This is a genomic window from Ruegeria sp. CJ3, from assembly GCF_056536725.1.
In genome coordinates, this window is record NZ_JBQFQE010000009.1 from 92,916 (window position 1) to 115,532 (window position 22,617).

Sequence of the window (22,617 nt, forward strand, 5' to 3'; positions counted from 1 at the left end):
ATAACCATCTGTTGTGAATGCCCGCTTAAGCGGTGCTTTTTGAAAGCGCGTGCTCGAAATCTGCCCAAAGATCTTCGACGTCCTCGAGCCCGAGGCTGAGGCGTACAAGGTTCGGGGACACCCCGAATTTCTGCATCGAGTTCTGTTCACCTGCCTGCGCCAGCCCGACGCGGGCAGGCAGGATCAGGCTTTCATACCCACCCCAGCTGACACCAAGCCGGAAGATCGACAGCGCGTCGGCAAAGGCCGGGATATCGACGCTGTCGTCGAATTCCAGAGACATCAGGCCCGAGCGCCCTTTCAGGCCGGGCACGGTATTGGCCCCGGGTGAGTGAATGGCGGTGACCTGCGGCAATGCGGACAGCCGGTCGACAAAGGTATTCGCCGTCGCCTCGTGCTGGCGCATCCGGGCGGTCAGGGTTCGCAAGCCCCGGGTCAACAAAAATGCCTCAAACGGGGCCAGCTTGGCCCCCAGCAACGGTAGGGTCAGATCACGGATGCGGGCGATATTGTCCAGGGAGGACACAACAACGCCCGCAACCGTGTCAGAGTGCCCCGATATGTATTTCGAGGCTGAGTGGATAACGATATCGATCCCCAAAGAGATCGGGTTCTGAAACACCGGGCTGGCCCAGGAATTATCGATCATGGTCAGCACCCCATGCCGCCCGGCATGTTCGCTGACGCGGCGCAGGTCCATCGGAGTGAAGATGACCGAGCTGGGGCTTTCCAGATAGGCCACTGCAACATCTTTCAGCAGATCGGGATCATCCTGGAACCGGTCCACCGGGTAGTAGTCGATCTGCACCCCAAAGGGCCGCAACATTCGTTCCATGAACCGGTAGGTGTCGGGATAGACATGCTCGACGCAGGCGATCCGGTCTCCGGGTTTGAGGAACGCCAGCAGGGTTGATGAAATCGCCGCCATGCCCGAGGCGAAACCCACGGCGGCCTCGCCAACCTCGGCCTGCGCCATCAGCGTTTCAAAGGCGGCAACCGTGGGATTCTGTACACGGGTATAAAGCGCGGTGTCCGACAGACCGGCCATGCGGTCCTCGAACGCTTTGTAGTTGTCAAAGGTGAACAGCGAAGTCTGCACGATGGGCGGCGTCACGGCCCCCTGCCCGTCATCGGACACGGCAGCCAGCAGGGTGGCAAGATCGCGGGGATCAGACATCTTGCTGCTCCATCACTTGCCGGATTTCATCCTCGACCAGCGCCAGAATTTCATCCATCAGCCGGGCACCCTCTTCGGCGTTTCCGGCGATCACTGCCTCGGCCAGGGGCAGGTGCAGGGGAATACTGCTTTGGCCTAGATGAGGTTGCCCGAAAGGTGCTTCGTAAACCTCGTTAAACCCCTGCTGGATTTGCAGGATCAACTGCCGGAACAAAGGATTGCCCGATGCCTCGTGCAGGGTGTCGTGGAAACGGCGATCCGCGTCGCGCCAATCTTCGCCTGCCTCGTAAGAGGCCATCAGCTCCATCGCGCGGGCCATGATGATGCGTTTTTGCTGCTGGTCCGCAAAGTGCGCGGCCAGCCGAACCGTTTCGATCTCAAGCGGGCGGCGCACGGCGTGGGTACGCAGTAGGCTTTCAGCTTCAAGTTTGACCGAAACGGGCAGATGGATCGAGTTCGACGCGACCTCAGCCGCCAGCCGGGTGCCGGCCTTCTTGTTACGCACCACAATGCCCATGTTCTGCCACGAGGTCAGCGCCTCGCGAACCTTCGCGCGGCTAATGCCCAGCTGTTGCGCAATCTCGACCTCGGTCGGTAGCTTGTCCCCGATGGTCAAGCCATTCGCTTCGATCATCGTCGAGAGGGCATCGATGACATCCTTACTGGTGCTGCCCCGCGGCAGTTTCTGCAAACCGGCGCTGAGCGGTTTCGCTGGCTGAGAGAGGCCGGGGGTCTGGGGCACGGATCGCTCGCTTTGATTCCGGGGGTGGGATCAGCGTTGCATATAATGTCGGACAAAAACAAGTATTTTGTCCGACATTATATGCTTAAGGGAAATACATTTCTATTTCAGCGATCTATAAGACGTTGGCTCAGCCGCAGGGGTTCAGGCCCGCAATTAGTGTTGACCGTTTCCATGACGATGTGCCCCGTCGTTTGGTCAAAAAAATGGCCGAACCGAAAAGGTGGTGGCGGATCCATGGTGTCAGATTCTGAGACAAAAAGTTATCTCATCTGTCCATCAACGGCGAATGGTCCCGGCACTGCTATGATGTTTCAGCTTAATGAGATCGAGATGCAGGTATGACTTGAAACCGCCCCCGCTCTTTCTATGCTTGCAACCGGCAGAGCCGGTACAACGCCTATCTACCTCAAACCAGAGATCAAATTCGCTCTGATCGCCTTAATCGCAAGATTGATATTCAAAGCGCTTCGCAACGAGTCAAATGTTCAACACTTCAGGAGGGACCAATATGAAGAGAATTTTCCAGACCGCCGCGCTGAGCGCAGCCGCTTTTGTTTCAGGTATCGCCTCAAGCAGCGCTGAAGAGTGGCGTTTCAACAATTTCCTGCCAGAAACCCGGCCCGAAACAGCGGAACTGGAACGTTTTGTTGAAGACGTGAATGCGACCCTGGGCGGTGAGAGTGAACTGAAGCTCTATAGCGGCGGATCATTAGGCCTGCCAAATACGGACACCCTGCGGTTCCTGCCCAAGGGCGCAGTCGAGATGAGCCTGATCTGGGCGAATTACCTGGGGCGCGATGCCCCGGCGCTCAGCTCTGTTGTTGTTCAGGGCACAATTGGCTCGATCGAAGAATTCGAGAGGGCAATCCCGACCGTGCGAGAAATTTACGAAGAAGAATTTGCCGACTGGGGCGTGACCTCGGTGGGATATGTGCCGATCCCGATGCTGTCGGTTTCGGTGTTCTGCCGGGATGAACCTGTTCGCACCATCGACGCGCTAAAATCCAAGAAGCTGCGCGTCTGGGCGCGTGATCAGGTTGAAACCTTCACGCGTCTTGGCGTCGCCGCGCAGATCATCCCGCAGGAAGAAATGTATGTGGCCCTTAAAACCGGCGTGGTGGATTGTGCCCTCTACCCGGCGCTTTATGCACATACGGTTTCATTGCAGGAGGTCGCCAAATACGCGTCCTTCCTGTACCCGATGGCGTCCGGCCCTTATGTCATCGGCGTCGCCACCGATAAGTGGGACGCGACGGACGATGCCACCAAAGCGGCGATTGCCACCGCGGCAGATGCCTTGTGGGAGCGCACCAACCAATATGAGGATGATTTTGAGCGCGAACTGGCCGCACGCGACAAGCTGGGCGAAGAGGGCGTGACCTGGGGCGAAGACTTCTCGCAGGAAGACCGCGACCTGTTTGTGTCCAACGTGACCGAAATCTGGGCAGAACTGGCGGATGAGGCCGGCGGCAATGCGCCCGAATATCGCCAGCGGGTTCTGACCGCATTGGGCCGCTGATCTTCGGATGGCGCGCAGCGTGAAACACCTGATCGCGCGGGGGCTGGACCGTCTGGCCCTTGCGTGCGCTGCTGCGGCGGCGTTGGGGATGATTGCCATCGTCGGCCTCATCGTGACCAGCGTTCTGATGCGAAAATTCGCCAATACGCCGCTGCACATTACCGAAGAAGTCGTGGGGCTTTTGCTGAGCGTTTCGTTGTTTCTCGGCCTGCCGATGGTGACGCTACGGGCCAAGCACGTGCGCGTCTCGCTGCTGGCAGACATGCTAAAAGGTAAGGCGCATGCAGCCCTGCAGATCGCCGCCCTGCTGGTCGGCATCGTTTTCTTCTTATGGCTGATCGTCGAGACGATCCCTTGGTTCGAGTTTGCCTTCAAGCGCAACCTCAAGACCGAGACCACCCGGATTTTGCTCTATCCGTGGATGGCACTGATGCCGCTCTCACTCACACTAACCATGTCCATCTTTGTGGCGCGTCTGGTCGGCATTCTGGACCGGGTCGGCGACGCCGAAGCTGACATCGAATGAACCCCCTTCAAAGAGGCCGCTGAATGTCGTTCTGGCTTACGTTGACAGGCGCGCTGGTCGCCACCGCCGGGACAGGCGTGGCGCTTGGGGCCGCGCTTGGCCTGACCGGGCTTCTGATCCTGCACTTCTTCTCGAACGGGGCCACGTCGCTGGCGGTGGATGCGATCTGGAGCGTCTTCAATTCCTTCACCCTCAGCGCTGTTCCGATGTTCATCCTTCTGGGTGAAGTGTTGCTGCGCAGCGGGATCAGCGAAAAGGCCTATTCCGCCTTCTCCCCGCTGTTTCGCCGCATCCCTGGCGGGTTGCTGCACACCAACATCGCGGTCTGCACCCTGTTTGGCGCGGTCAGCGGCTCCAGCCTGTCGACGGCGGCGGCGGTGGGGTCGGTAGCTTACCCCGAGATGTCCAAACGGGGCTATGACAAAGATACTATAGTCGGCAGTCTGGCAGGTGGTGGCACACTGGGTCTGCTGATCCCGCCCAGCCTGTCCTTCCTGATTTACGGCGCGCTCACGGAGACCTCGATTGGTCGGCTGTTTGCCGCCGGGATCATCCCCGGATTTCTGGTGGGTCTGATGTTCATGGCCTATCTGTTTGTAAAAAGCGCCAGCAACCCGGCCATAGCCCCCCGCGATGAAACCCCGCTCCCCTTGCGGGAAACTCTGGCGGGCTTCAAGCAAATATGGCCTCTGCTGGCCCTGATCATTGCGGTCATCGGCAGCATCGTCGGAGGGTTGGCCACACCCACAGAGGCCGCCGGCGTTGGCGTGGTTCTGGCCGTGATCATCTCGTCCATCTGGGGCGACCTCACCTGGAAAAAGCTGGTAGAGGCCGTATATCAGTCCGCCCTGCTGTTCGCCTCGGTCGGGTTTCTGGTACTGGGTGCAACCATTCTGGCGAAATCGACCAGCATTCTGGGCGTGCCGCAACAGATCCTCGAGGTCGTGGCCGAAAGCGGGATGGGCACCTACAGCGTGTTGCTGATCGTGGTGCTGATCTATCTGGTGCTGGGCTGCTTCTTTGATGGCCTGTCCCTGATGATCATGACGTTACCGGTGGTGTTCCCGCTGCTGACCGGGCTGGGCTTTGATCCGATCTGGATCGGGGTCATCATCACCATCGTCATTGAGATCGGACAGGTCACACCTCCGGTCGGGCTGAACCTGTCAGTCTTAACCGCACTAACAAATAATGAGGTCAGCCTGGGCCGCGTCGCGGTTGCAACAGTTCCCTACTGGCTCATTCATCTGTTTGCCATCCTGATCCTGACGCTTTTCCCTGCCCTGGCTCTGTTTCTGCCTGACCTATTGTTCTGACAGAAAGGCTTCAACCGAGCGCACATATGATCGCTTTGCTCGCCCCCTGCGCATCCTGACTAAAGGACTGGATCAAATAGTCGGGCCCACTGGACTGTTTGACGATGACCACATCGAACGTTTGGCAACAGAAATTAACTGCCCGAGTACACCCCAAAACATAAAGACGCGTCGCTCTGGGTCACGTACGGTGCTGTAGCAAACTTTTTCTCCACCTGTCAGGTCGAGCGTACTTCTTATGGCGGGTGCTCGGATAAGACAGGAGCAGACCATGACGATCTCATTCAAGGGTGCGCATTTTCCGAAGGAAGTGATCTTGTACGCTGCTTACTTCTATCTCCGATACGGCGCGTCATTTCGGGATCTGGAAGAGATCATGGCAGAGCCTGGCGTTAACCTGGACCACGCGAAATTGAACCCCTGGGTCAGCCGGTATACCGGTCTTGTGCCTGAAGCTGCCAGGTGTCGCAAACGCGTTGCAAGCTCGCGCGCTTTGTAGACAGCCACACGGGCACGGCCAATCGCTTACATGACGGCGCCGATCTGCCAGGGCACGAATTCATGGTCGCCCAGACCCTGCGCTTCCGACTTACTGGGCCGACCCGAGGCGACGTCGATAATGTGCTGGAAAAGTTCTTGCCCGACCGCCTCGACGCTCAGCCCTTCCGAGACAATGACCCCTGCATCGAGGTCGATATCCTCTGGCATCCGGCCCCATAGTGCCGAGTTCGACCCCACCTTGATCGTCGGTGCAGGCTTGGAGCCGAAGGCAGAGCCGCGCCCCGTAGTAAAGACCACCATATTGCAGCCCGAGGCAATCTGACCCGTAATCGAGACCGGGTCATAACCGGGGCTGTCCATGAACACGAACCCTTTCGTGTCGATCGGCTCTCCATAGCGGTAAACTCCGTTCAGCGGTGTGGTCCCGCCTTTGGCCACCGCGCCCAGAGATTTCTCGAGAATGGTTGTCAGACCACCACGCTTGTTGCCGGGCGATGGATTGTTGTCCATCGAGCCGCCATTGATTTCCGTATACTGTTCCCACCATTCAATGCGTTCAATCAGCTTGGAGGCGGTGGCTTCGTCCCGGGCGCGGCAGGTCAACAGATGCTGCGCGCCATAGATCTCTGGTGTCTCGGCCAAAGCAGCGGTGCCGCCGTTGCGCACCAGCAAATCCGCAGCATATCCAAGCGCCGGGTTTGCCGTTACACCTGACCAGCCGTCCGAACCGCCACATTGCAGCGCCAACGTAATTTCGGACACAGGGGCCAAAGCGCGGCGATCGGCGTTGACAATTGGCAACATCTCACGCACTTCGCGCAGACCCGCCTCGACCGTCTGGCGCAGCCCGCCCATGTTCTGAATATTCATCGTCCGAACCCGCGGCCCCTGCGACAAGCCATAAGCCTCAAGTAGAAAATCGATCTGGTTGACTTCACACCCCAGGCCGACGAACAGAACACCGCCGACATTGGGATTTCGCGCATAGCCCCACAGCACCCGTTGCAGATTGGCGAACCCGTCGCTGTTCATCGCCATTCCGCAGCCAGTTCCGTGCGAAAATGCGGCGACCCCGTCGACATTTTCAAAATCGGACAGTTCTTCATCGGTGATTTCGGCAGCAATCATATGTGCTGCGGTGGCCGAACAGTTCACCGATGTCAGCACGGCGATGAAATTGCGCGTACCCACTTGGCCGTTGGGACGATGATACCCCATGAACTGGGCACGGTCTGGCTGGGGCACGAAGTCAACATCTTTCAGGTCTTGCCCCACACGCATATCAAGCTCGAGCGGCTCGAATTGCAGGTTGTGAGAGTGCACATGCTCTCCGGCCTGGATGTTTGCAGATGCAAACCCGATCACTTGTCCGTATTTGCGAACGGCATCGCCCCGCGCGATACCCTGCGTTGCGATCTTGTGCCCCGACGGCACTGGATTGGTCAGTGTGATCCCCGCGAGATCTGTCCCGGCATCCAGTGTACGGGCCGCGATGACGATGTTGTCGGCCTCTTGGAGACGGATCAGATCGCCGCCATTGATCGCACTCATTCCGATTTTCCCGACTTGTTCCAGGTTCTTCGTCGTCATGCGGCTGAACGGCAATCTGCAAATCTGTCTACGCGCAGCCCGCGAAACAACTTTGCGTCTGTGATAGCGCCATAGCCGCCAAAACAACAGCCCCGCCGATGGGTCGAACGCGGCATTCGGTTGTAAGTCGCTGTTCAAGACATCGTTATCAGGCCGGTGAAAGTAGTTTATGTGACGCCCCCATGCAGTGTACGTTTCCGGCAACGCGGGACATGCGTCATCGCACAGGGTCGTGATGGCCTCGCCAGCTTATCTTAAAGGACTGCTTTTTATGGCTAAAAGTTCCTACGTGCCCCGTGCGGGCCGATACGACGACATGATCTATAACCACTGCGGCAACAGTGGGCTGAAATTGCCTGCGATCTCGTTGGGGCTTTGGCATAACTTCGGATTCGACAAGCCACATGGCCTTAAGCAGGAGCTGTGTCGGACGGCTTTTGATCTGGGTATTACGCATTTTGATCTGGCCAACAATTACGGCCCCCCTCCGGGCAGCGCCGAAGAGGCCTTTGGGCAAATCCTGGCAACGGATTTTGCCGGATACCGGGATGAGCTGATTATCTCATCCAAGGCCGGTTACGATATGTGGCCCGGGCCCTACGGCGAATGGGGCAGCCGCAAATACCTGATCGCGTCTTGCGATCAAAGCCTCAAGCGTATGGGTTTGGACTATGTCGATATTTTTTATTCGCATCGGTTCGATCCCAATACCCCGTTGGAAGAAACGATGGGTGCGCTGGATCAGATCGTGCGGTCGGGAAAGGCGCTTTATGTCGGTATATCGTCCTACAATTCGCAGCGCACGCGCGAGGCTGCGGCCATCCTGAGGGATCTGGGCACACCCTGCGTCATTCATCAGCCCAGCTACAACATGATCAACCGATGGGTCGAGACGGACGGATTGAAAGATACTCTGAAAGAGCTCGGCATTGGGTCAATTGCGTTCACTCCGCTGGCGCAGGGAATGCTGACCCGGAAATATCTCGACGGTGTCCCTCAGGACAGCCGTGCCGCAGATGACAAATCGCTGAACCCGGGTTTGCTGACCAACGAGACTATCGAGAACCTGCGCAGCCTGGATGCCATTGCCCAACGTCGCGGGCAAACGCTGGCGCAGATGGCACTGGCATGGGTTTTGCGTGACGGTGGAATTACAACGGCACTGATCGGGGCCTCCAGATCAGACCAGATCATTGATTGCGTGGGCGCCCTGAAGAACATCGAGTTTACACCCGATGAGTTGGCCCAGATTGACCTCTATTCCGCCAATGGCGACGTCAATCTGTGGTCGCAATCCTCGAACGCATAATCCGCTTTGAACAAGGAAACGAGCATGAACAAGCCTGTCATAGGTTTCATTGGTGTCGGCCTGATGGGGCACGGCATGGCTAAGAACATCGTCCAGAAAGGCTATCCGCTGGTTGTGATGGGGCACCGCAACCGTACCCCCGTCGATGATCTGCTGCAGCGCGGCGCGACCGAGGCCAAATCGGCCAAGGACATGGCCGACCAGTGCGATATCATCCACCTATGCGTGTCCGGCAGCCCGCAAGTGGAACAAATCGTGCGCGGCCCCGAGGGGATTTTGGCGTCTGGCAAAGAGGGTCTGATCGTTATCGATTGCTCGACCTCTGATCCGGTCTCAACCCTGCAACTGGCCACTGAACTGCGCGCGGCAGGTATGGATCTGGCCGACGCACCTCTGGCGAAAACTCCGGTCGAGGCCGAAGCGGGCACGCTGGACGCAATGGTCGGCGCCACGCCCGAGACATTCGAAACGATCAAACCGGTTCTGGAATGCTGGTCGGGGTTGGCCGTGCATCTGGGTGAGGTTGGTCTGGGGCACAAGATGAAGCTGATCAACAACTTCATCTCACTGGGCTACGCAGCGCTCTATTCCGAGGCGCTGGCGATTGCCGAGAAATCAGGCCTGACCGTCGAGCAAGTGGATTCCATCATCCGCCCCGGCCGTTTGTCGAACGGGTTCTATGAGACTTTCATGAAATGGACACTGGAGCGGGACGAGAACGCCCACAAGTTCAGCATCACGAATGCCCACAAGGACATGCGGTATCTGACCAACCTGGCCAACAGTGTCGGGGCCCTCAACCCCGTGCAGGCGGATGTGCGGAACGCATTTGCAGCAATGGATGCTGCGGGACAGGGAGAGCGCTACCTGCCGATGCTGGCCGATTTCATCGCGCAGATGAATGGGCTGGACAGGGGTAAGTAGCGCTAGCAGCCCGCTGTATTCACAAAGAGCGAATAGACAGACGTGGTCGCGGTGATGAACAGTACGTTGCCGCGTTCACCGCCAAAGGTCAGGTTGGCGACCCTTTCCGGCACCAGAACCTTGCCCAGCAGGTCGCCGGACGGGGAAAACACATGCACTCCGTCCCCGGCAGAGCACCAGATATTGTCATGCCTATCCACCCTCAGACCATCAGGCAGCCCATTGTCGATCTCGGCAAAGCGGCGTCCGTTGGTCAGGCTGCCATCTGGCAAAACATCAAATGCTTTCAGGATCGAAGGGACCGAAGCGTCGTGGCTGCTGCCGGACTCGGCAACATAAAGCCGTGTTTCGTCTTTGGAAAACGCCAGCCCGTTGGGTTGAACAAAACCATCAGCCACCGACCTCAGCGAAGACCCATCCCGAGCCAAGCGATACACATAGTTTCCATCCTGCTCAGGCTCAGCTTGATGCCCTTCCAGATCGGAGAGGATTCCGTAGGTCGGGTCCGAGAACCAGATGGACCCGTCTGAATGCACCACCACATCGTTGGGTGAATTCAAACGTTTGCCGTCATACCTGTCGGCCAGAACTGTCTGGCTGCCGTCATGCTCGGTACGGACAACCGATCGGGTGCCGTGCTGACAGGTCACCAGACGGCCCAGCGGGTCACGGGTATTGCCATTGGCATAATTGGATGCTGCGCGGAACACACCGGTGCCCCCATCAGGTGTCCAACGGCAGATACGTTGGTTTGGAATGTCCGAAAACAGCAGCGTATTATGTGCGGGAAACCAGACCGGGCCTTCGGTCCAGACATGCCCGGTTGAAATCCGGGACATCGCAAGATTGGCATGGATCAGATCATTGAACTCAGGCCGGACAACATCGTAGAGCGCTGCTTGGGTCATGCGTCATATCCTTTGCGATTGGCCAGTGTGACGACGCCAACGATCACCAGACCGGTCAAAATAAGCCTGATGCCTGCCCCCAACCCGTAAGAGTTCAGCATCGAGACAATCAGGAACATGAACAGCGCCGCCCCCCAGATGCCGGGCACGTTCGAGTTGCCTCCGCCGATCGAGGACCCTCCGATCACGACCACGGCGATGGACATCAGCATGTATTCGGTGCCCATGTTCAGGTTTGCGCCGCCGGAAAAACTGGCCAGTAGAAACCCGGCCAACGCGGCACAGACGGCAGAGTTCACATAGACCGCAAAGCGCACCGCGTTGACGGGAACACCGCTCAGCCGGGCGGCGCGCAGGTTCTGGCCAATGGCGGAAATCCAGCGACCGGCGATGGCGCGTTCCAGCACAAGCCACGCCAACACCGCCAGCGCGACCCCGACCAACGCCACGTTGGGCACCCCCAGCGTTCCCCCGGTGGCGAAATCGGCCAGCGGCTCGGGCGGTTTGATCCGCAGGCCCCTGTTCGACCAGATCGCCAGCGATTGATAGATGAAAGACGCCGACAGCGTCGCGATGATCGGCGGGATCCGCAGTAGCAGGATCAGCGCGAAGTTCATCACGCCACAACCGACGCCAACGCCGATGGCAACCAGCAACCCCGGCAGGATCAGCCCCGTCTGCGTGTCCATGAATTTCAATGCAAGCGTGGCAGCCAGTGTCATCGACGCCGGGATCGACAGGTCGACATTTCCCGGACCTAAGGTGATCACCAGCATCTGCCCAATTCCGACAATGGCCGAAAAGGACGCAAAGGTCAGCGCCGCATAGAGCAGCGACCCCGCCCCCGATCCGGCCAGCATCGAGGTCGCGCCGAAGGTCAGCGCCGCCGCCACATAAGCCCAGAGCCAGGGCTTTCGCAGAAACGCGCGCGCAGGGTTGCATCGCGGCGCTACGGTGGTCGTCTCATCCGTCATGCGGTCGCCCCCCTGCGCACAAACAGCAGCCGCACGGCCAGCACAAGGATCAGGATCGCACCCTGCGCACCGATCTGCCAATCCGGCGACAGGCGCAGAAAAGACAGAAAGCTTGCAGCCAGCGTCAGCGTCAGCGCCCCGATCACAGCCCCGAAGGGTGAGATACGGCCGCCCACAAACTCGCCGCCCCCAAGGATCACCCCGGCAATCGACAAGAGCGTATAGCGCAGCGCGATATTGGCATCCGCCGCTGTCGTCAGCCCGACCAGACACATACCCGCAAGCACACCAAACAATCCGGCCAGCCCATAGGCCCCGGCCCGCAGTTTGACGACGGACCACCCTGCCCGCTCCATCGCGCGTTCATTTCCGCCGACGCCTTGCAGAATTACTCCGACCCAGGATCGTTTGATCAGCAGATGCACGGCAAAGGCAATGACCAGCGGCGCTATGACGGCAATGGGCACTAATGGTGTCTTGAGGTTCATCAGCGTCTTCAGCCACTCGGGTGAAGCCCCGCCGGGCGAAGGCAGGATCAGCACGGCAAGCCCGCCCCAGACAAAGGACATGCCCAGCGTGACAACAATCGCAGGCAGGCCGCGCAGCTGGATCAGTGCACCCAGGCCCGCATAGGCCAGAATGGCGGCGGCAAGGATGGCATAGCCCAGCAACGGCGTGTCATGCACATAGGTGGCGGTGACACAGGCGCAGAAACTGACAAAAGTGCCAATCGACAGGTCGATATCGTTGACCATGATGATCATCATCTGTGCAATCGTCGCCAGGGCCACAGGGATGGCCAGATTGAAGAGCAGGTTCAGACCAAAATAGCTCATCGCGCGGGGTTGCAGGTAGAACACGGCACCCAGCAAGACAGCCAGCGACAGAACCGGCAGCAACAGGCGCATACGGTCGGCGGTCATTCAGCGGCCTCCTGCATTTCGAACGAGGCGCGCAGTATGTTTTCTTCGGAAATCTCGTCACCGGTCAGCTCTGCCGCGATCTGGCCCGCGCGAAAGACAAAAACCCGGTCGCATTCCAGAATCTCATCCGTCTCGGTCGAGTACCAAAGGAAGCTGCGCCCTTTAGCCGCCTCGTCCTGAATCATTTGATAGACTTCTTTCTTGGTGCCCACATCCACGCCGCGCATCGGGTCATCCATCACCACAATCGGCGCGCTTGAGGCCAGCGCGCGGGCAAACAGAACCTTTTGCTGATTGCCACCCGACAGCGACAGGATCGGGTTCAGCAGGTTATCGGTTCGAATGCCAATCCGCTCTTTCCAGTTTTGCACCAGCCCGGCCTCATTGCCGCGATCCACCATGATCTTACGACTGAACTCGGGCAGCGTGGTTAAGGACAGGTTTCTCAGGATCGACCACAGCGGCATCACCCCATCGCGCGACCGGTCCCCGGCCACAAAAACCACCTCGGGCTGTTTCGGTGTCTTCCAGACCGAGGAATGGTCAAAGAAAATCTGCGCCAAGGCTTCAGCCTGCCCGTGCCCGGCCAATCCGGCCAGCCCGACGATCTCGCCCTTGCGGGCGTTCAGGCCATTCTGGGCTCGGATCACCTCCTCCCCCAGGGGGCGGTTCGCGCGCGCCTGTTCCGCCTCATCATGATCCGGCGCAACATGGCCCATCGCATCGACGATGCTGCTGCGGGTAAAGGCCTGCGCCGGTTGGTCATCTACGATCTGGCCGTCCTTCATGATGACGATCCGCGTCGCGACCTCAAAAATCTCACCCATCATGTGAGAGATGAACAAAACGGCCCCGCCCGATGCACAGAACCGTTTGATGTGATCCAGCAACTGCCGGGCTATGGCCGCATCCAGCGAGGATGTCGGCTCATCCAGAATAACAAGGCTGGGTTCGCGATCGCGCTCGGCAAAGGCAATTGCGATCTCGACCATTTGACGTTCGGCGATTGTCAGATCGCCAACGGTTGCATGCGCGCGGATACCATGGCCCGGAAAGACCAGATCCAGCGCGGCGATAATTCTCTGCTGGGCTACACGACGCCAGCCTTTGCGGGGCATGTTGCGATAGGGAATGCGCAGGTTTTCCAAAACGGTCAGGTTGGGGCACAAGGACAGTTCCTGAAACACGCTGCGAACCCCGGCGCTCTGCGCGTTCTGGCTGTTTCGCAGAGCCGCGTCCTCGCCGCGATATGCGACCGACCCACCGGTTTGCGTCAGCCGCCCATTGATCACATTCGCCAGAGTCGACTTGCCAGCGCCGTTATGACCCACCAGCCCAACACATTCGCCCGCGCCGACAGATATCGACGCGGCGCGCAGCGCGTGGACAGGGCCGAAGGACATATTCGCCCCATCCAGCGTGACAACCGGCGCATCTGATGCGCCGGGTATCGTTTGGGTCTTGGTCATGGATTACTGAGCCGCCGAGATAACGGCCTTCGCCTCATCCAACGTATATTCGACATTGGCGACCGAGCCTTTGGGCGTGGTCTTCAGCGCCTCTTCCAGCTCATCCTGTTGGATCGTCAGGAAAGGAACGGTCAGATCCTTGGGAACATCGGCCCCATCCAGAACCTGCTGCGCGACCCAGAAAGCCAGCGTGCTGACACCCGGTGCAATCGACAACGAGGTCGTCTCGTACCCGTTTGCAGCCTTTTCCTCGGACCACCATTGCAATTCGTCCTGACGGTTGCCCATTACGATGGTCGGCATCGACCGGTCAGTCGCTCCGATGGCTTGCGCTGCACCATAGCCGTCACCACCCTGGGTCACCACGCCCACGATTTCGGGCAGGCTGGGCAGAATACCAGCAACAGCCTTTTGCGCCACATCCTGCGCCCAGTCACCGTGGACCGAGCCTACGATTTCGAAATTGCTGTTGGCGACTTCATCATGAATGCCCGCACTGATCTCATCATCCACGAACACACCCGCCAGACCGCGGATTTCCAGCAGGTTGCCGCCGTCCGGATAGCGCTCAGCCAGATATTTCACCTGCTCGCGGCCCATTTGCTGAAAGTCGACCGCGATGCGCCAAGCGCAGGGTTCCTGCACGATGCCGTCAAAGGACACCACGGTAATGCCCGCATCACAGGCCGCCTTGACCGCGCCGTTGATGGCCGTGGGCGAGGCTGCGTTGATGACGATGGCATCATAGCCCTGCAGGATCATGTTCTGAATTTGCGCCGCTTGTTCGGTGGCCTGATTTTCCGAGGTCGTGAACGCATCAGCTGCAGCGACAACACCATCCGCAACAGCGGCGTCCCCGTTCTTTTGCCAGCTTTCTAACATCGCCTGACGCCACGAGTTTCCGGCATAGTTGTTCGACAGAGCAATGCGTTTGTCCGACGTATCCGCCGCGACGCCAGATGCAGCAAATACGGTGGTCCCGGCAACAGCGCCGAGCAATATGGCCTTCAGTGTCATCTTTTCCTCCCTGAGCGGCCCAACCGCCGCACAAATTGCGCCCGCCTTCTCAAGCCGGCAGCGTAAGGATTCACCGGGCGCGGCGATTGTGTAAGAGTACGACGCGCGCAAAGCTTGCGGGTTCCCGCAAATTCGCTGCGGCAATCCGCATGACATGCTGCTGAGCCAGCGATATAGTCAGCTTTGCCGGACGCCTGAGGCCGGTTTCGAAAGGGCGCGCAGATGGCAGACCTTGCTTATTACTTGCGGATTTCCAACCACCTGGCCGGCAACCTGGACATCAAATCCGCTTTGCGCTCGGTCAAATCCGAGATCGACAGGATACTTGAGGTCGATCATCTGGACGTCTGCCTGATCGATGAAGAAGGCACGCTGAACACCAGCTATGAGGTCGGTCTGCATACCAGTTGGAGCCGCACCCGGGCTCCTGCCGAGGTTTCTCCGGTACGGGATATCTTGCTTGGGCGATGCGACAGCCTGCTGACCGGCAATGCTCTGGAGGATCCACGATACGTGTTCGAAGGCGCGGATGCCGGGCCGATCATTCGGCACAAGATGCGCAGCCGGGTGAACGTGGCGATGAAAGTGCTGGGGCGTACGATTGGGGCGTTGAACTGTTCGTCCCAAAAACCCGATTTCTACGACGAACAAGCCGTCGAGCAGGTGCGCAATATCGCGGACATCCTAGCCCCCTATTTCTATGCCCTGCGCGCCACAGAACAGGCCAAGCGCGAGGCGATTATGCGCGCAGAAGTGCAAGCCCGCGAAGAAGGGTTGCGGCAAGGTGCATCCAGTCTGACCGACACACTGGAGCTTGAACGTCAGCGCATCGGAATGGACCTGCATGACCAGACGCTGGCCGACCTGACCCGCATAAGCCGCGATCTTGAGCGGTGCAAATCACGACAAGACATCGAAGCGCTACAGGACAGCATGCAAAGCTGCATTCAGGATTTGCGGGGCATCATCGATATGTCGATCCCGTCCCTGCTGGAACTCTTCGGGTTTCAACACGCGGTCCGGACGCATCTTGAACGCGCAATCGGAGCGGATCAGGGCATCGACATCGACGTGCGCGATCTGTCCGACGGCCTGATCGATCAGTTGCCTCAGACCAAACGGATCGCGTTGTTCCGCATCGCGCAAGAGGGCATCAACAATGCCGTCCGCCATGCGCAAGCCAGCAAGATATTAGTGGAGATCCACTGCAGAGGTGGCCTGCACCTGCGTGTTACCGACGACGGGATCGGGGCGAGCCCGCCCGGGCGGCTTAGGACATCCGGCGGCTTGACCCATATGCGCACGCGGGCCCAATTGATCGGTGCGCATTTTGCAATCTCGCAATCCCACGGCACCGAGATCGTGGTCAGCCTGCCTGCCTCGGAATGCCCAAAAGCTGAGGTGGCGGTATGAAAGTCCTGTTGGTTGAAGATGACGCCATGCACGCGAACTACCTCAGGGAAATGGTCTCAGAGGCCCTGCCCGAAGCCACAGATATCAGCCTTGCGACCAACGGGCGCGAAGGAGAGCTACAGGCCCGTCAAAACGCGGTCGAAGCCATTGTCATGGATCTGCGCATGAAGGAACGCAACGGGATCGAGGCCGCCAGAACGATCTGGGCGGAACGGCCCGCAACGCGTATTCTGTTCTGGTCCAACTACTCGGACGAGGCATATTTGCGCGGCATCACCCGGATCGTCCCGAAAGAGGCCGCTTATGGATATGTCCTGAAAACCGCGAGCCCATCGCGCATGCATTTAGCGTTGCGCGCTGTTCTGATCGAGGCCCAAATCGTCGTCGATCGCGAGATCCACCAAATCCAGCGCGATCAGAACCGCGCGGGCGAAGCGCTGACCGAAGTGGAACTGGCGATACTGACTGATCTGTCGTTGGGGCTGTCGGATAAAGCGATCGCGCAACGCCAAAAACTCGCACTGCGCACGGTGCAAAACCGTCTGTTGTCGATCTATGAGAAACTGGACGTGAGCGATCTGCCAGTCGGTGATGCTGACATAACGATCAACAAGCGCGTCAGGGCCGTATCCAAGGCGATACGGGCGCAAATCCTGAACACCGAAGCGATCACCGTGGCCGAGCGGGAAGTCAGCCAGTGGTTGCCAAAAGTCCAGACGCATGGTGCGTAACCATCTTTGCAGAATGCCGTCGCGAAGTTTTTTAGGCCCAACTTGTTAACGGCTCATCTCGATGCGGCGGCGGGCGTCTCGTCGGCGTAGAAGCCGCCACTATAGCATCAAAACCGGGTGGTTCAGACACTTGATCGAACAGAATCATCAATTCATGGAGCGGCGCGGCCCACCCATGTGCAGCCCTGAGTTGTTGCAGCTGTCTTTGCTTGCTGGGGTGGCATCTCGTTCAAAAACAAGCTCCCCATGCCGATAGGTCCGCGTGACCGTGATCTCTTGCAGGCGTTGCGATTCCATCAGTGGATTCTGAGACAACACCGTCAAATCGGCCACTTTACCTGGCTCGATTGATCCGCGTTCATCTTCGAGAAAGACTTGCCAGGCCGCATCGATTGTCTGCGCCTTAAGCGCTGACATCACCGAAATCCCCTGATCTGGCCCCAGCCGACGCCCCGACGCCGTCAGGCGGTTCACCGCGCAATGCGCCAGATGTAGGGGGCGTGTTGGCGTAACCGAAGCGTCATTGTGCAGGGTGAAGCGCACCCCGAACCGTTCGGCTGATCCAGCCGGGGTCAGGCGGTTGGCGCGTTCGGGACCCATGATCGTGTCATAATGCCTGTCGCCCCAGAAATGCACATGGGCCGAAAAGAAACTGACCGTCATACCAAGTCGGGCCATCCGTTGTAGCTGATCGTCGCGCAAGACCTGCCCGTGGATAACGGTATGCCGGTGATCGTTGCGTGGGGTGTCGAGTAGTGCCGCCTCAACTGCATCGATGAACATCTCGGCCCCGGCGTCGCCGTTGCAGTGGCAGTGGACCTGAAAACCAAGCCTGTGCAGGCGGATGACCTCGGATCGGAACAGGTCCGGATCCATATAAGGCATACCATTGGGGCAATCGGGCTTGCGAACCTCGTGATAGGGTTCACTCAGGAATGCGGTTTGTAACTGGAACGAACCATCCGAGAACAGTTTGCGCGGTCCGGTGCGGACATGCGGGGTGTCTTGCCAGTCCACCTCGGCCTGTCCCTCGGACAGTGCGGGTTCGAGTTCCGCGATAGGCAAAAGCATCAGGCCGATGCCCGGATCGCCTTCCGCGGCCAGCGCAGCGAAATGCTCCAGTAGCTCGGCATTGACCCAGGCATTCTGGGCAAACGTCACACCATGCTGCAGATATTCGTCGCGGGCGGCGGCGCATCCTTGCAGGAACCGCGTGCGGTCGATCAGGAAACAGGTTTCGCCCAAAGGCCCCATCGCAGACAGACCTTCGATCAGGCCGGTCAGTTCTCCGGTCTCGGGGTCGCGATCAAAACGCCCTCCGACTGGGTCTGGTGAATGCGCATCGACACCCAGAAACGCCAGCGCGGCCGAGTTCGCAACACCGTTGTGGCCCGAGGCATGGATGACCCAGATCGGATGATCGCGCGATACCGCGTCCAGCTCGGCACGGGTGGGCATACGCCGCTCGGCAATGGCTGTGTTGTCAAACAAGACACCCATAACCCATTCACCGGCAGGTGTTTCCTTGGCGCGGTCCGCGAGGCGGCGCAGCGCGGTGGGAATGTCCGGGCAATCGCCGCGTGGCGGCGCCGAAAGCTCGACGCGGAACAGTTCGACAAATCCGGAATCAGGGAAATGCCCGTGCGGATCAATGAAGGCGGGCATCAGAGTCTGCCCTTCCAGATCAACCTCTTGCGTGCTCATAGGCATTTGCTTGCGCAAGTCCGCCTCGGACCCGACCGCAGCGATCTGCCCGCCCCGTGTGAGCAAAGCCTCGCATTCCGGGTTCTGCGCGTCCATAGTCAGGATCGGCCCGTTGAAAAACAGTTTCACGTTCGGCTTCGTCATATGTGTCTCGTCACTTCAAAACGGTTTCAGGCAGCGCAAACCGTGGCCATCGGTCTGTTCCCAGACGGGGATCTGCATGCAGATATCGGCGGCCACCGGACAGCGCTCGCGGAACTCGCAGCCCGAGGGGCGGTTCAGCAGACTAGGCGGTTCGCCTTTCAGCGCAATTCGCTCCAGCCGCGCGTCGGGGTCGGGTTCGGGATTGGCCGACAACAGGCAGCGGGTATAGGGGTGGCGGGGGGTGTCAAAAATCGCCTCGGTCGTGCCTTCCTCGACCAGTCGACCCAGATACATGATGCCCATGCGGTCCGCCACATGGCGTACCACGTTCAGGTTGTGGGTGATGATCACCATTGCCAGCCCCAGCCTTTCACGCAGGTCGTTCAGCAAGTTCAGCAATTCGCCCTGAACCGACACATCCAACCCGGCGGTGGGTTCATCTGCCAAGATCAAGCGCGGTTCCAGCGCCAGCGCACGAGCCACACCAACACGCCGCGCCTGCCCGCCCGACAGCTGGTAAGGGTAGCGATCGGCGAAATCCGCGGGCAGGTTGACCATTTCCAGCAGCCGCCGCGCCTCGGCCCGCAGATCGCGGTCTTTCAGGCCCTGAATCCGGTAAGGCTCGGTGATCAGGCTGCCGATGGTCAGGCGCGGCGACAGGCTGCCAACCGGGTCCTGAAACATCATCGCAATGTCCTTGCGCAGCGGGCGCAGCGCACGTTCTGGCAGGCCGCGTATCTCTTGCCCGTCAAACCGGACACTGCCCGCCTGTGCCGGGGCCAGCCCTGCAATCGCGCGGATCACGGTGGTCTTGCCCGAGCCGCTTTCGCCCACCAGAGCATAGGTTTCGCCCTGATCAACGCGAAAGCTTACCCCAGCCAAGACATTGATGCGGCCATAACTGGTTTGCAGGTTCTGCACCTCAAGCAGGCTCATGTCGTGGCCTCCGCATGGTTCAGCCAGCAGGCGGCCAGATGGCCTTGCTGCACCTGCTCGAGCGGTGGGACATCACTGACGCAGCGCGGCAGAGCCTGATCGCAACGGTCGCGGAAAATGCAGCCGCCGGGCAGATTGGCCAGATCGGGCACCTCGCCCGGAATGGTCGGCAACACGCGCGCTCGGGTCTTGATATGCCCCGGATCGCAGTCGATCAGACGGCGGGTATAAGGGTGTTTCGGGTGGTGGAAAATTTCACGTACCTCGCCGCTCTCCACAACGGCGCCTGCGTACATCACCACCACCCGATCACACAGCTCTGCGATCACCCCGAGATGGTGCGAGATGAACAGGATCGCGCAGCCGAAATCCTGTTGCAGGTCTTTCAGCCGCTCAATGATCTGCACCTCAAGCGTGGCGTCCAGTGCTGTTGTAGGTTCATCGGCAATCAGAAGATCGGGTTCTGACATCAGCGCCATGGCAATGGCGATGCGCTGCCGCATCCCGCCCGAGAACTCATGCGGGAACTGCGCCAGCCGGGCCTCGGGGTCCGGAATACCGACAGCCCCCAGCATCTTTGCGGCCCGCGCGCGTTTTTCGGATTTCGACGCGCCCGAGCGGTGCTGGATGTCCAGCATCTGCTGCCCGATGGACAGCACCGGGTTGTGGGTCTGCATCGGGTCCTGAAACACGATCGAGATATCGTCGCCCCGCAACGCCCGCATCTGGCGTTCGGACAGGGCCAGCAGATCGCGCCCTTTGAACCGGATTTCGCCCCGCCGGAACCGCGTATTTGGTGCGGTCAGGCGCAGGATCGAGGAAATCAGCGTGGACTTACCGCAGCCGGATTCGCCGACGATGCCCACGATTTCGCCCGGTTGGATGTCGAACGTGATATCGCGCAGGGCTTTCAGATCACCCCGGACCGTTTCGTAGTCGACGCTGAGGCCGTCAATTTCGAGCAAAGGGGTGCTCATCGCTGTTTCCTCAGTTTGGGATCGACCACATCGCGCAGGGACTCGCCCAGAAAGGTAAAGCCCAGCGTGGCCAGAATGATTGGCAGACCACCGGCGACCACCAGCCATGGCGTCTGCCGGATCAATGCATACCCGTCCTTCAGCAGCGAACCCCAGCTTGGAGTCGGCGGCTTGACCCCCAGGCCCAGAAAGGACAGCCCCGCCTCAAGCGCGATCACCGTGGGGATGTCCATCGCCGCCAGAACGGCCAGCACGCCGATGATATTGGGCAGCATATGCACCCCGAGGATGCGGAAGATGCTGGCGCCCATCGACCGCTCGGCCAGAATGAACTCGGAATTGCGCAAGGTCAGCGTCTGCGTGCGCGCCACCCGGCCATAGGTGGGGATCGAGGTCGCCATGACCACAAACACCACCGTTTGTAGGCTCGGCCCGACCAGCGCGACCACCGCCAGCGCGAACATGACCGTCGGGAACGAGCGGATGGTATCAAAGAACAGCATCAGCAGGTTGTCCAACCACTTCGGCCCGTAGCCTGCGATCATTCCCAGCGTCAGCCCGATTACCATCGCACCGAATACCGCAGGCAAAGCCACTTTCAGCGCCACCTGCCCGCCCATGATCACCCGGCTGAACGTATCGCGGCCCAACTGGTCCGTGCCCAGCAAATGCTCGGCCGAGGGGCCTTGCAACCGGTGGGTCACGTTCAGCGCAACCGGGTCATAAGGTACGATCCAAGCTGCAAACAGGGCGCAGAACACGATGGTGCCGACGATGATCAGCCCGGCAAGGCCCAGTGGATCGCGGGCCACCCCGCGCAGAATGGTGGACAGTTCCGATCTTGGTTTGGTCATCCCTGCCCCCTCAGCCTGCCGTCCGCGCCCGCGGGTCCAACCAGGCATTGATCAGATCCGCCAAAGCGGTCGACAGAACAAACAACGCGGTCGACACCAGGACCGAGCCCATGACAATCGGATAGTTCCGCGTGGTAATGGAATCGATCACCAGCTTGCCCAACCCGGGGCGGGCAAACACGATCTCGGCAAACACCGCAGAGCTGAGCAGGAATCCCATTCCCACGCCGATCACGGTGACAACCGGCAGGATGGCGATGCGCAGGGCGTAGACCATGACGATCCTCTGCTCGCGCAGGCCAAAGGCGCGGGCTGTTCGGATATGGCTTTCGCCCAACACCTCAAGCATCGAGGCGCGCACCAGCCGCGCAATGTATCCGACCCAGCTAAGCCCGATGGCGAAGGCCGGAAGGGCGACGTGATACAGCCTGTCGACAAACCCGTCCCCCACTCCGATGGCCGGAAACCATTGCAGATGCACCGCAAAGACGAGCAGCGACAGAAGCGCAATAACAAAGGACGGGGCAGCCACGAAACTGACCGAGACAGCCGCTGCGATCCGGTCGATCAGCGTATTTGGATGCGCCGCCGCGTAGGCCCCCATTGCAATCCCCAACACTGCAGACCACAGGATCGAGGCAAAGATCAGTTCCAGCGTGAACGGCAATTGCTGAAACACGATCTGGGTGACGGGACGGCCCGAGAATACGTCAACGCCCAGATCACCGTGCAGCAGGTTGCCATAGAAAATCAGCAACTGGTTCCAGATCGGCTGGTCCAACCCCAACTCGGCCGTCAGCCGCGCCTGAAGTTCGGGCGTGGCGCGCGGGCCCAGCATGATCTGGACCGGATCGCCAGGCACCGCGCGGATCATCAGAAACATCGCGGTGACGGCAACCACAAGGATCAGGGCCGCAAGGGCGAACCGTCTGAGGACATAAAACGCCATTGCGGCCCCAC

The 22,617-nt window shown here is 59.6% G+C and carries 20 protein-coding genes and 1 pseudogene; 8 read left to right on the forward strand and 13 right to left on the reverse strand.

From position 1 onward, the window contains the following. Positions 1–25: 25 nt before the first annotated feature. Together ACR0J1_RS15850 and ACR0J1_RS15855 are read right to left on the reverse strand one after the other, a co-directional pair. Entirely contained in the window at positions 26–1,177 is a 1,152-nt protein-coding gene (locus ACR0J1_RS15850; protein ID WP_480734358.1) for an aminotransferase class I/II-fold pyridoxal phosphate-dependent enzyme, read from the reverse strand. After that, complete coding sequence (locus ACR0J1_RS15855; RefSeq protein ID WP_480734357.1) at positions 1,170–1,919, reverse strand: FadR/GntR family transcriptional regulator; 750 nt, start codon at positions 1,917–1,919, stop codon at positions 1,170–1,172. The genes ACR0J1_RS15850 and ACR0J1_RS15855 overlap by 8 nt, the downstream gene beginning before the upstream one ends. Positions 1,920–2,430: 511 nt before the next feature. Between ACR0J1_RS15855 and dctP the strand changes: the two genes are divergently transcribed. From dctP to ACR0J1_RS15875, 4 genes and pseudogenes are all read left to right on the forward strand, one after another. Then, on the forward strand, positions 2,431–3,441 hold the full coding sequence (dctP, locus tag ACR0J1_RS15860) for a TRAP transporter substrate-binding protein DctP (protein ID WP_480734356.1): 1,011 nt from the start codon (positions 2,431–2,433) through the stop codon (positions 3,439–3,441). A 19-nt stretch (positions 3,442–3,460) separates the two neighbouring features. Beyond that, positions 3,461–3,967 carry a TRAP transporter small permease gene (locus ACR0J1_RS15865; RefSeq protein ID WP_480734355.1) on the forward strand — a complete coding sequence of 169 codons (507 nt, stop codon included), beginning with the start codon at positions 3,461–3,463 and terminating at the stop codon, positions 3,965–3,967. A 23-nt stretch (positions 3,968–3,990) separates the two neighbouring features. Then, positions 3,991–5,283, forward strand: a complete 1,293-nt coding sequence (locus ACR0J1_RS15870) for a TRAP transporter large permease (protein ID WP_480734354.1) — start codon at positions 3,991–3,993, stop codon at positions 5,281–5,283. A gap of 271 nt (positions 5,284–5,554) precedes the next feature. After that, positions 5,555–5,758 (forward strand): annotated as a pseudogene (locus ACR0J1_RS15875) (IS6 family transposase); the annotation flags it as partial. Between the two features lie 50 nt (positions 5,759–5,808). On the opposite strand, the gene ACR0J1_RS15880 reads toward ACR0J1_RS15875, so the two are convergent. Next, a complete protein-coding gene (locus tag ACR0J1_RS15880; protein ID WP_480734353.1) occupies positions 5,809–7,335 on the reverse strand; it encodes a UxaA family hydrolase in 1,527 nt (508 codons plus the stop codon). Positions 7,336–7,645: 310 nt separating this feature from the next. Between ACR0J1_RS15880 and mgrA the strand changes: the two genes are divergently transcribed. Then, positions 7,646–8,683: an L-glyceraldehyde 3-phosphate reductase gene (gene mgrA / locus ACR0J1_RS15885; RefSeq protein ID WP_480734542.1), complete on the forward strand. Its 1,038-nt coding sequence runs from the start codon at positions 7,646–7,648 to the stop codon at positions 8,681–8,683. Between the two features lie 24 nt (positions 8,684–8,707). Next, entirely contained in the window at positions 8,708–9,607 is a 900-nt protein-coding gene (locus ACR0J1_RS15890) for an NAD(P)-dependent oxidoreductase (protein WP_480734380.1), read from the forward strand. Positions 9,608–9,609: 2 nt separating this feature from the next. Here the strand turns inward: ACR0J1_RS15890 and ACR0J1_RS15895 are convergent, their stop codons facing one another. The 5 genes from ACR0J1_RS15895 to ACR0J1_RS15915 are packed head-to-tail and all read right to left on the reverse strand — an operon-like array spanning position 9,610 to position 14,898. Continuing rightward, positions 9,610–10,515: an SMP-30/gluconolactonase/LRE family protein gene (locus tag ACR0J1_RS15895; RefSeq protein WP_480734381.1), complete on the reverse strand. Its 906-nt coding sequence runs from the start codon at positions 10,513–10,515 to the stop codon at positions 9,610–9,612. Next, positions 10,512–11,489 (reverse strand): ABC transporter permease, encoded by a 978-nt coding sequence (locus ACR0J1_RS15900; protein WP_480734382.1) that lies wholly within the window; start codon positions 11,487–11,489, stop codon positions 10,512–10,514. The genes ACR0J1_RS15895 and ACR0J1_RS15900 overlap by 4 nt, the downstream gene beginning before the upstream one ends. Then, positions 11,486–12,412 carry an ABC transporter permease gene (locus ACR0J1_RS15905; protein WP_480734383.1) on the reverse strand — a complete coding sequence of 309 codons (927 nt, stop codon included), beginning with the start codon at positions 12,410–12,412 and terminating at the stop codon, positions 11,486–11,488. Before ACR0J1_RS15905 ends, ACR0J1_RS15900 begins: the two co-directional genes overlap by 4 nt. Further along, the gene (locus tag ACR0J1_RS15910; protein WP_480734384.1) at positions 12,409–13,881 is read right to left on the reverse strand and encodes a sugar ABC transporter ATP-binding protein; all 1,473 of its coding nucleotides are present in this window, start codon (positions 13,879–13,881) and stop codon (positions 12,409–12,411) included. Before ACR0J1_RS15910 ends, ACR0J1_RS15905 begins: the two co-directional genes overlap by 4 nt. 3 nt (positions 13,882–13,884) lie before the next feature. Continuing rightward, complete coding sequence (locus tag ACR0J1_RS15915) at positions 13,885–14,898, reverse strand: substrate-binding domain-containing protein (RefSeq protein WP_480734385.1); 1,014 nt, start codon at positions 14,896–14,898, stop codon at positions 13,885–13,887. 222 nt (positions 14,899–15,120) lie between these two features. Between ACR0J1_RS15915 and ACR0J1_RS15920 the strand changes: the two genes are divergently transcribed. Together ACR0J1_RS15920 and ACR0J1_RS15925 are read left to right on the forward strand one after the other, a co-directional pair. Next, complete coding sequence (locus ACR0J1_RS15920) at positions 15,121–16,311, forward strand: GAF domain-containing sensor histidine kinase (protein ID WP_480734386.1); 1,191 nt, start codon at positions 15,121–15,123, stop codon at positions 16,309–16,311. Then, a complete protein-coding gene (locus tag ACR0J1_RS15925; RefSeq protein WP_480734387.1) occupies positions 16,308–17,042 on the forward strand; it encodes a response regulator transcription factor in 735 nt (244 codons plus the stop codon). Before ACR0J1_RS15920 ends, ACR0J1_RS15925 begins: the two co-directional genes overlap by 4 nt. 147 nt (positions 17,043–17,189) lie before the next feature. Here ACR0J1_RS15925 and ACR0J1_RS15930 read toward each other — a convergent pair whose 3' ends face one another. From ACR0J1_RS15930 to ACR0J1_RS15950, 5 genes are read right to left on the reverse strand one after another with little or no spacing between them, the layout of a single operon-like run. Then, entirely contained in the window at positions 17,190–18,890 is a 1,701-nt protein-coding gene (locus tag ACR0J1_RS15930; protein WP_480734388.1) for an amidohydrolase, read from the reverse strand. A 15-nt stretch (positions 18,891–18,905) separates the two neighbouring features. After that, positions 18,906–19,826: an oligopeptide/dipeptide ABC transporter ATP-binding protein gene (locus ACR0J1_RS15935; protein WP_480734389.1), complete on the reverse strand. Its 921-nt coding sequence runs from the start codon at positions 19,824–19,826 to the stop codon at positions 18,906–18,908. Beyond that, on the reverse strand, positions 19,823–20,803 hold the full coding sequence (locus ACR0J1_RS15940; RefSeq protein WP_480734540.1) for an ABC transporter ATP-binding protein: 981 nt from the start codon (positions 20,801–20,803) through the stop codon (positions 19,823–19,825). Before ACR0J1_RS15940 ends, ACR0J1_RS15935 begins: the two co-directional genes overlap by 4 nt. Continuing rightward, entirely contained in the window at positions 20,800–21,657 is an 858-nt protein-coding gene (locus ACR0J1_RS15945) for an ABC transporter permease (RefSeq protein WP_480522141.1), read from the reverse strand. The genes ACR0J1_RS15940 and ACR0J1_RS15945 overlap by 4 nt, the downstream gene beginning before the upstream one ends. A gap of 10 nt (positions 21,658–21,667) precedes the next feature. Then, positions 21,668–22,606 (reverse strand): ABC transporter permease, encoded by a 939-nt coding sequence (locus ACR0J1_RS15950; RefSeq protein ID WP_480733682.1) that lies wholly within the window; start codon positions 22,604–22,606, stop codon positions 21,668–21,670. Positions 22,607–22,617 lie beyond the last annotated feature (11 nt).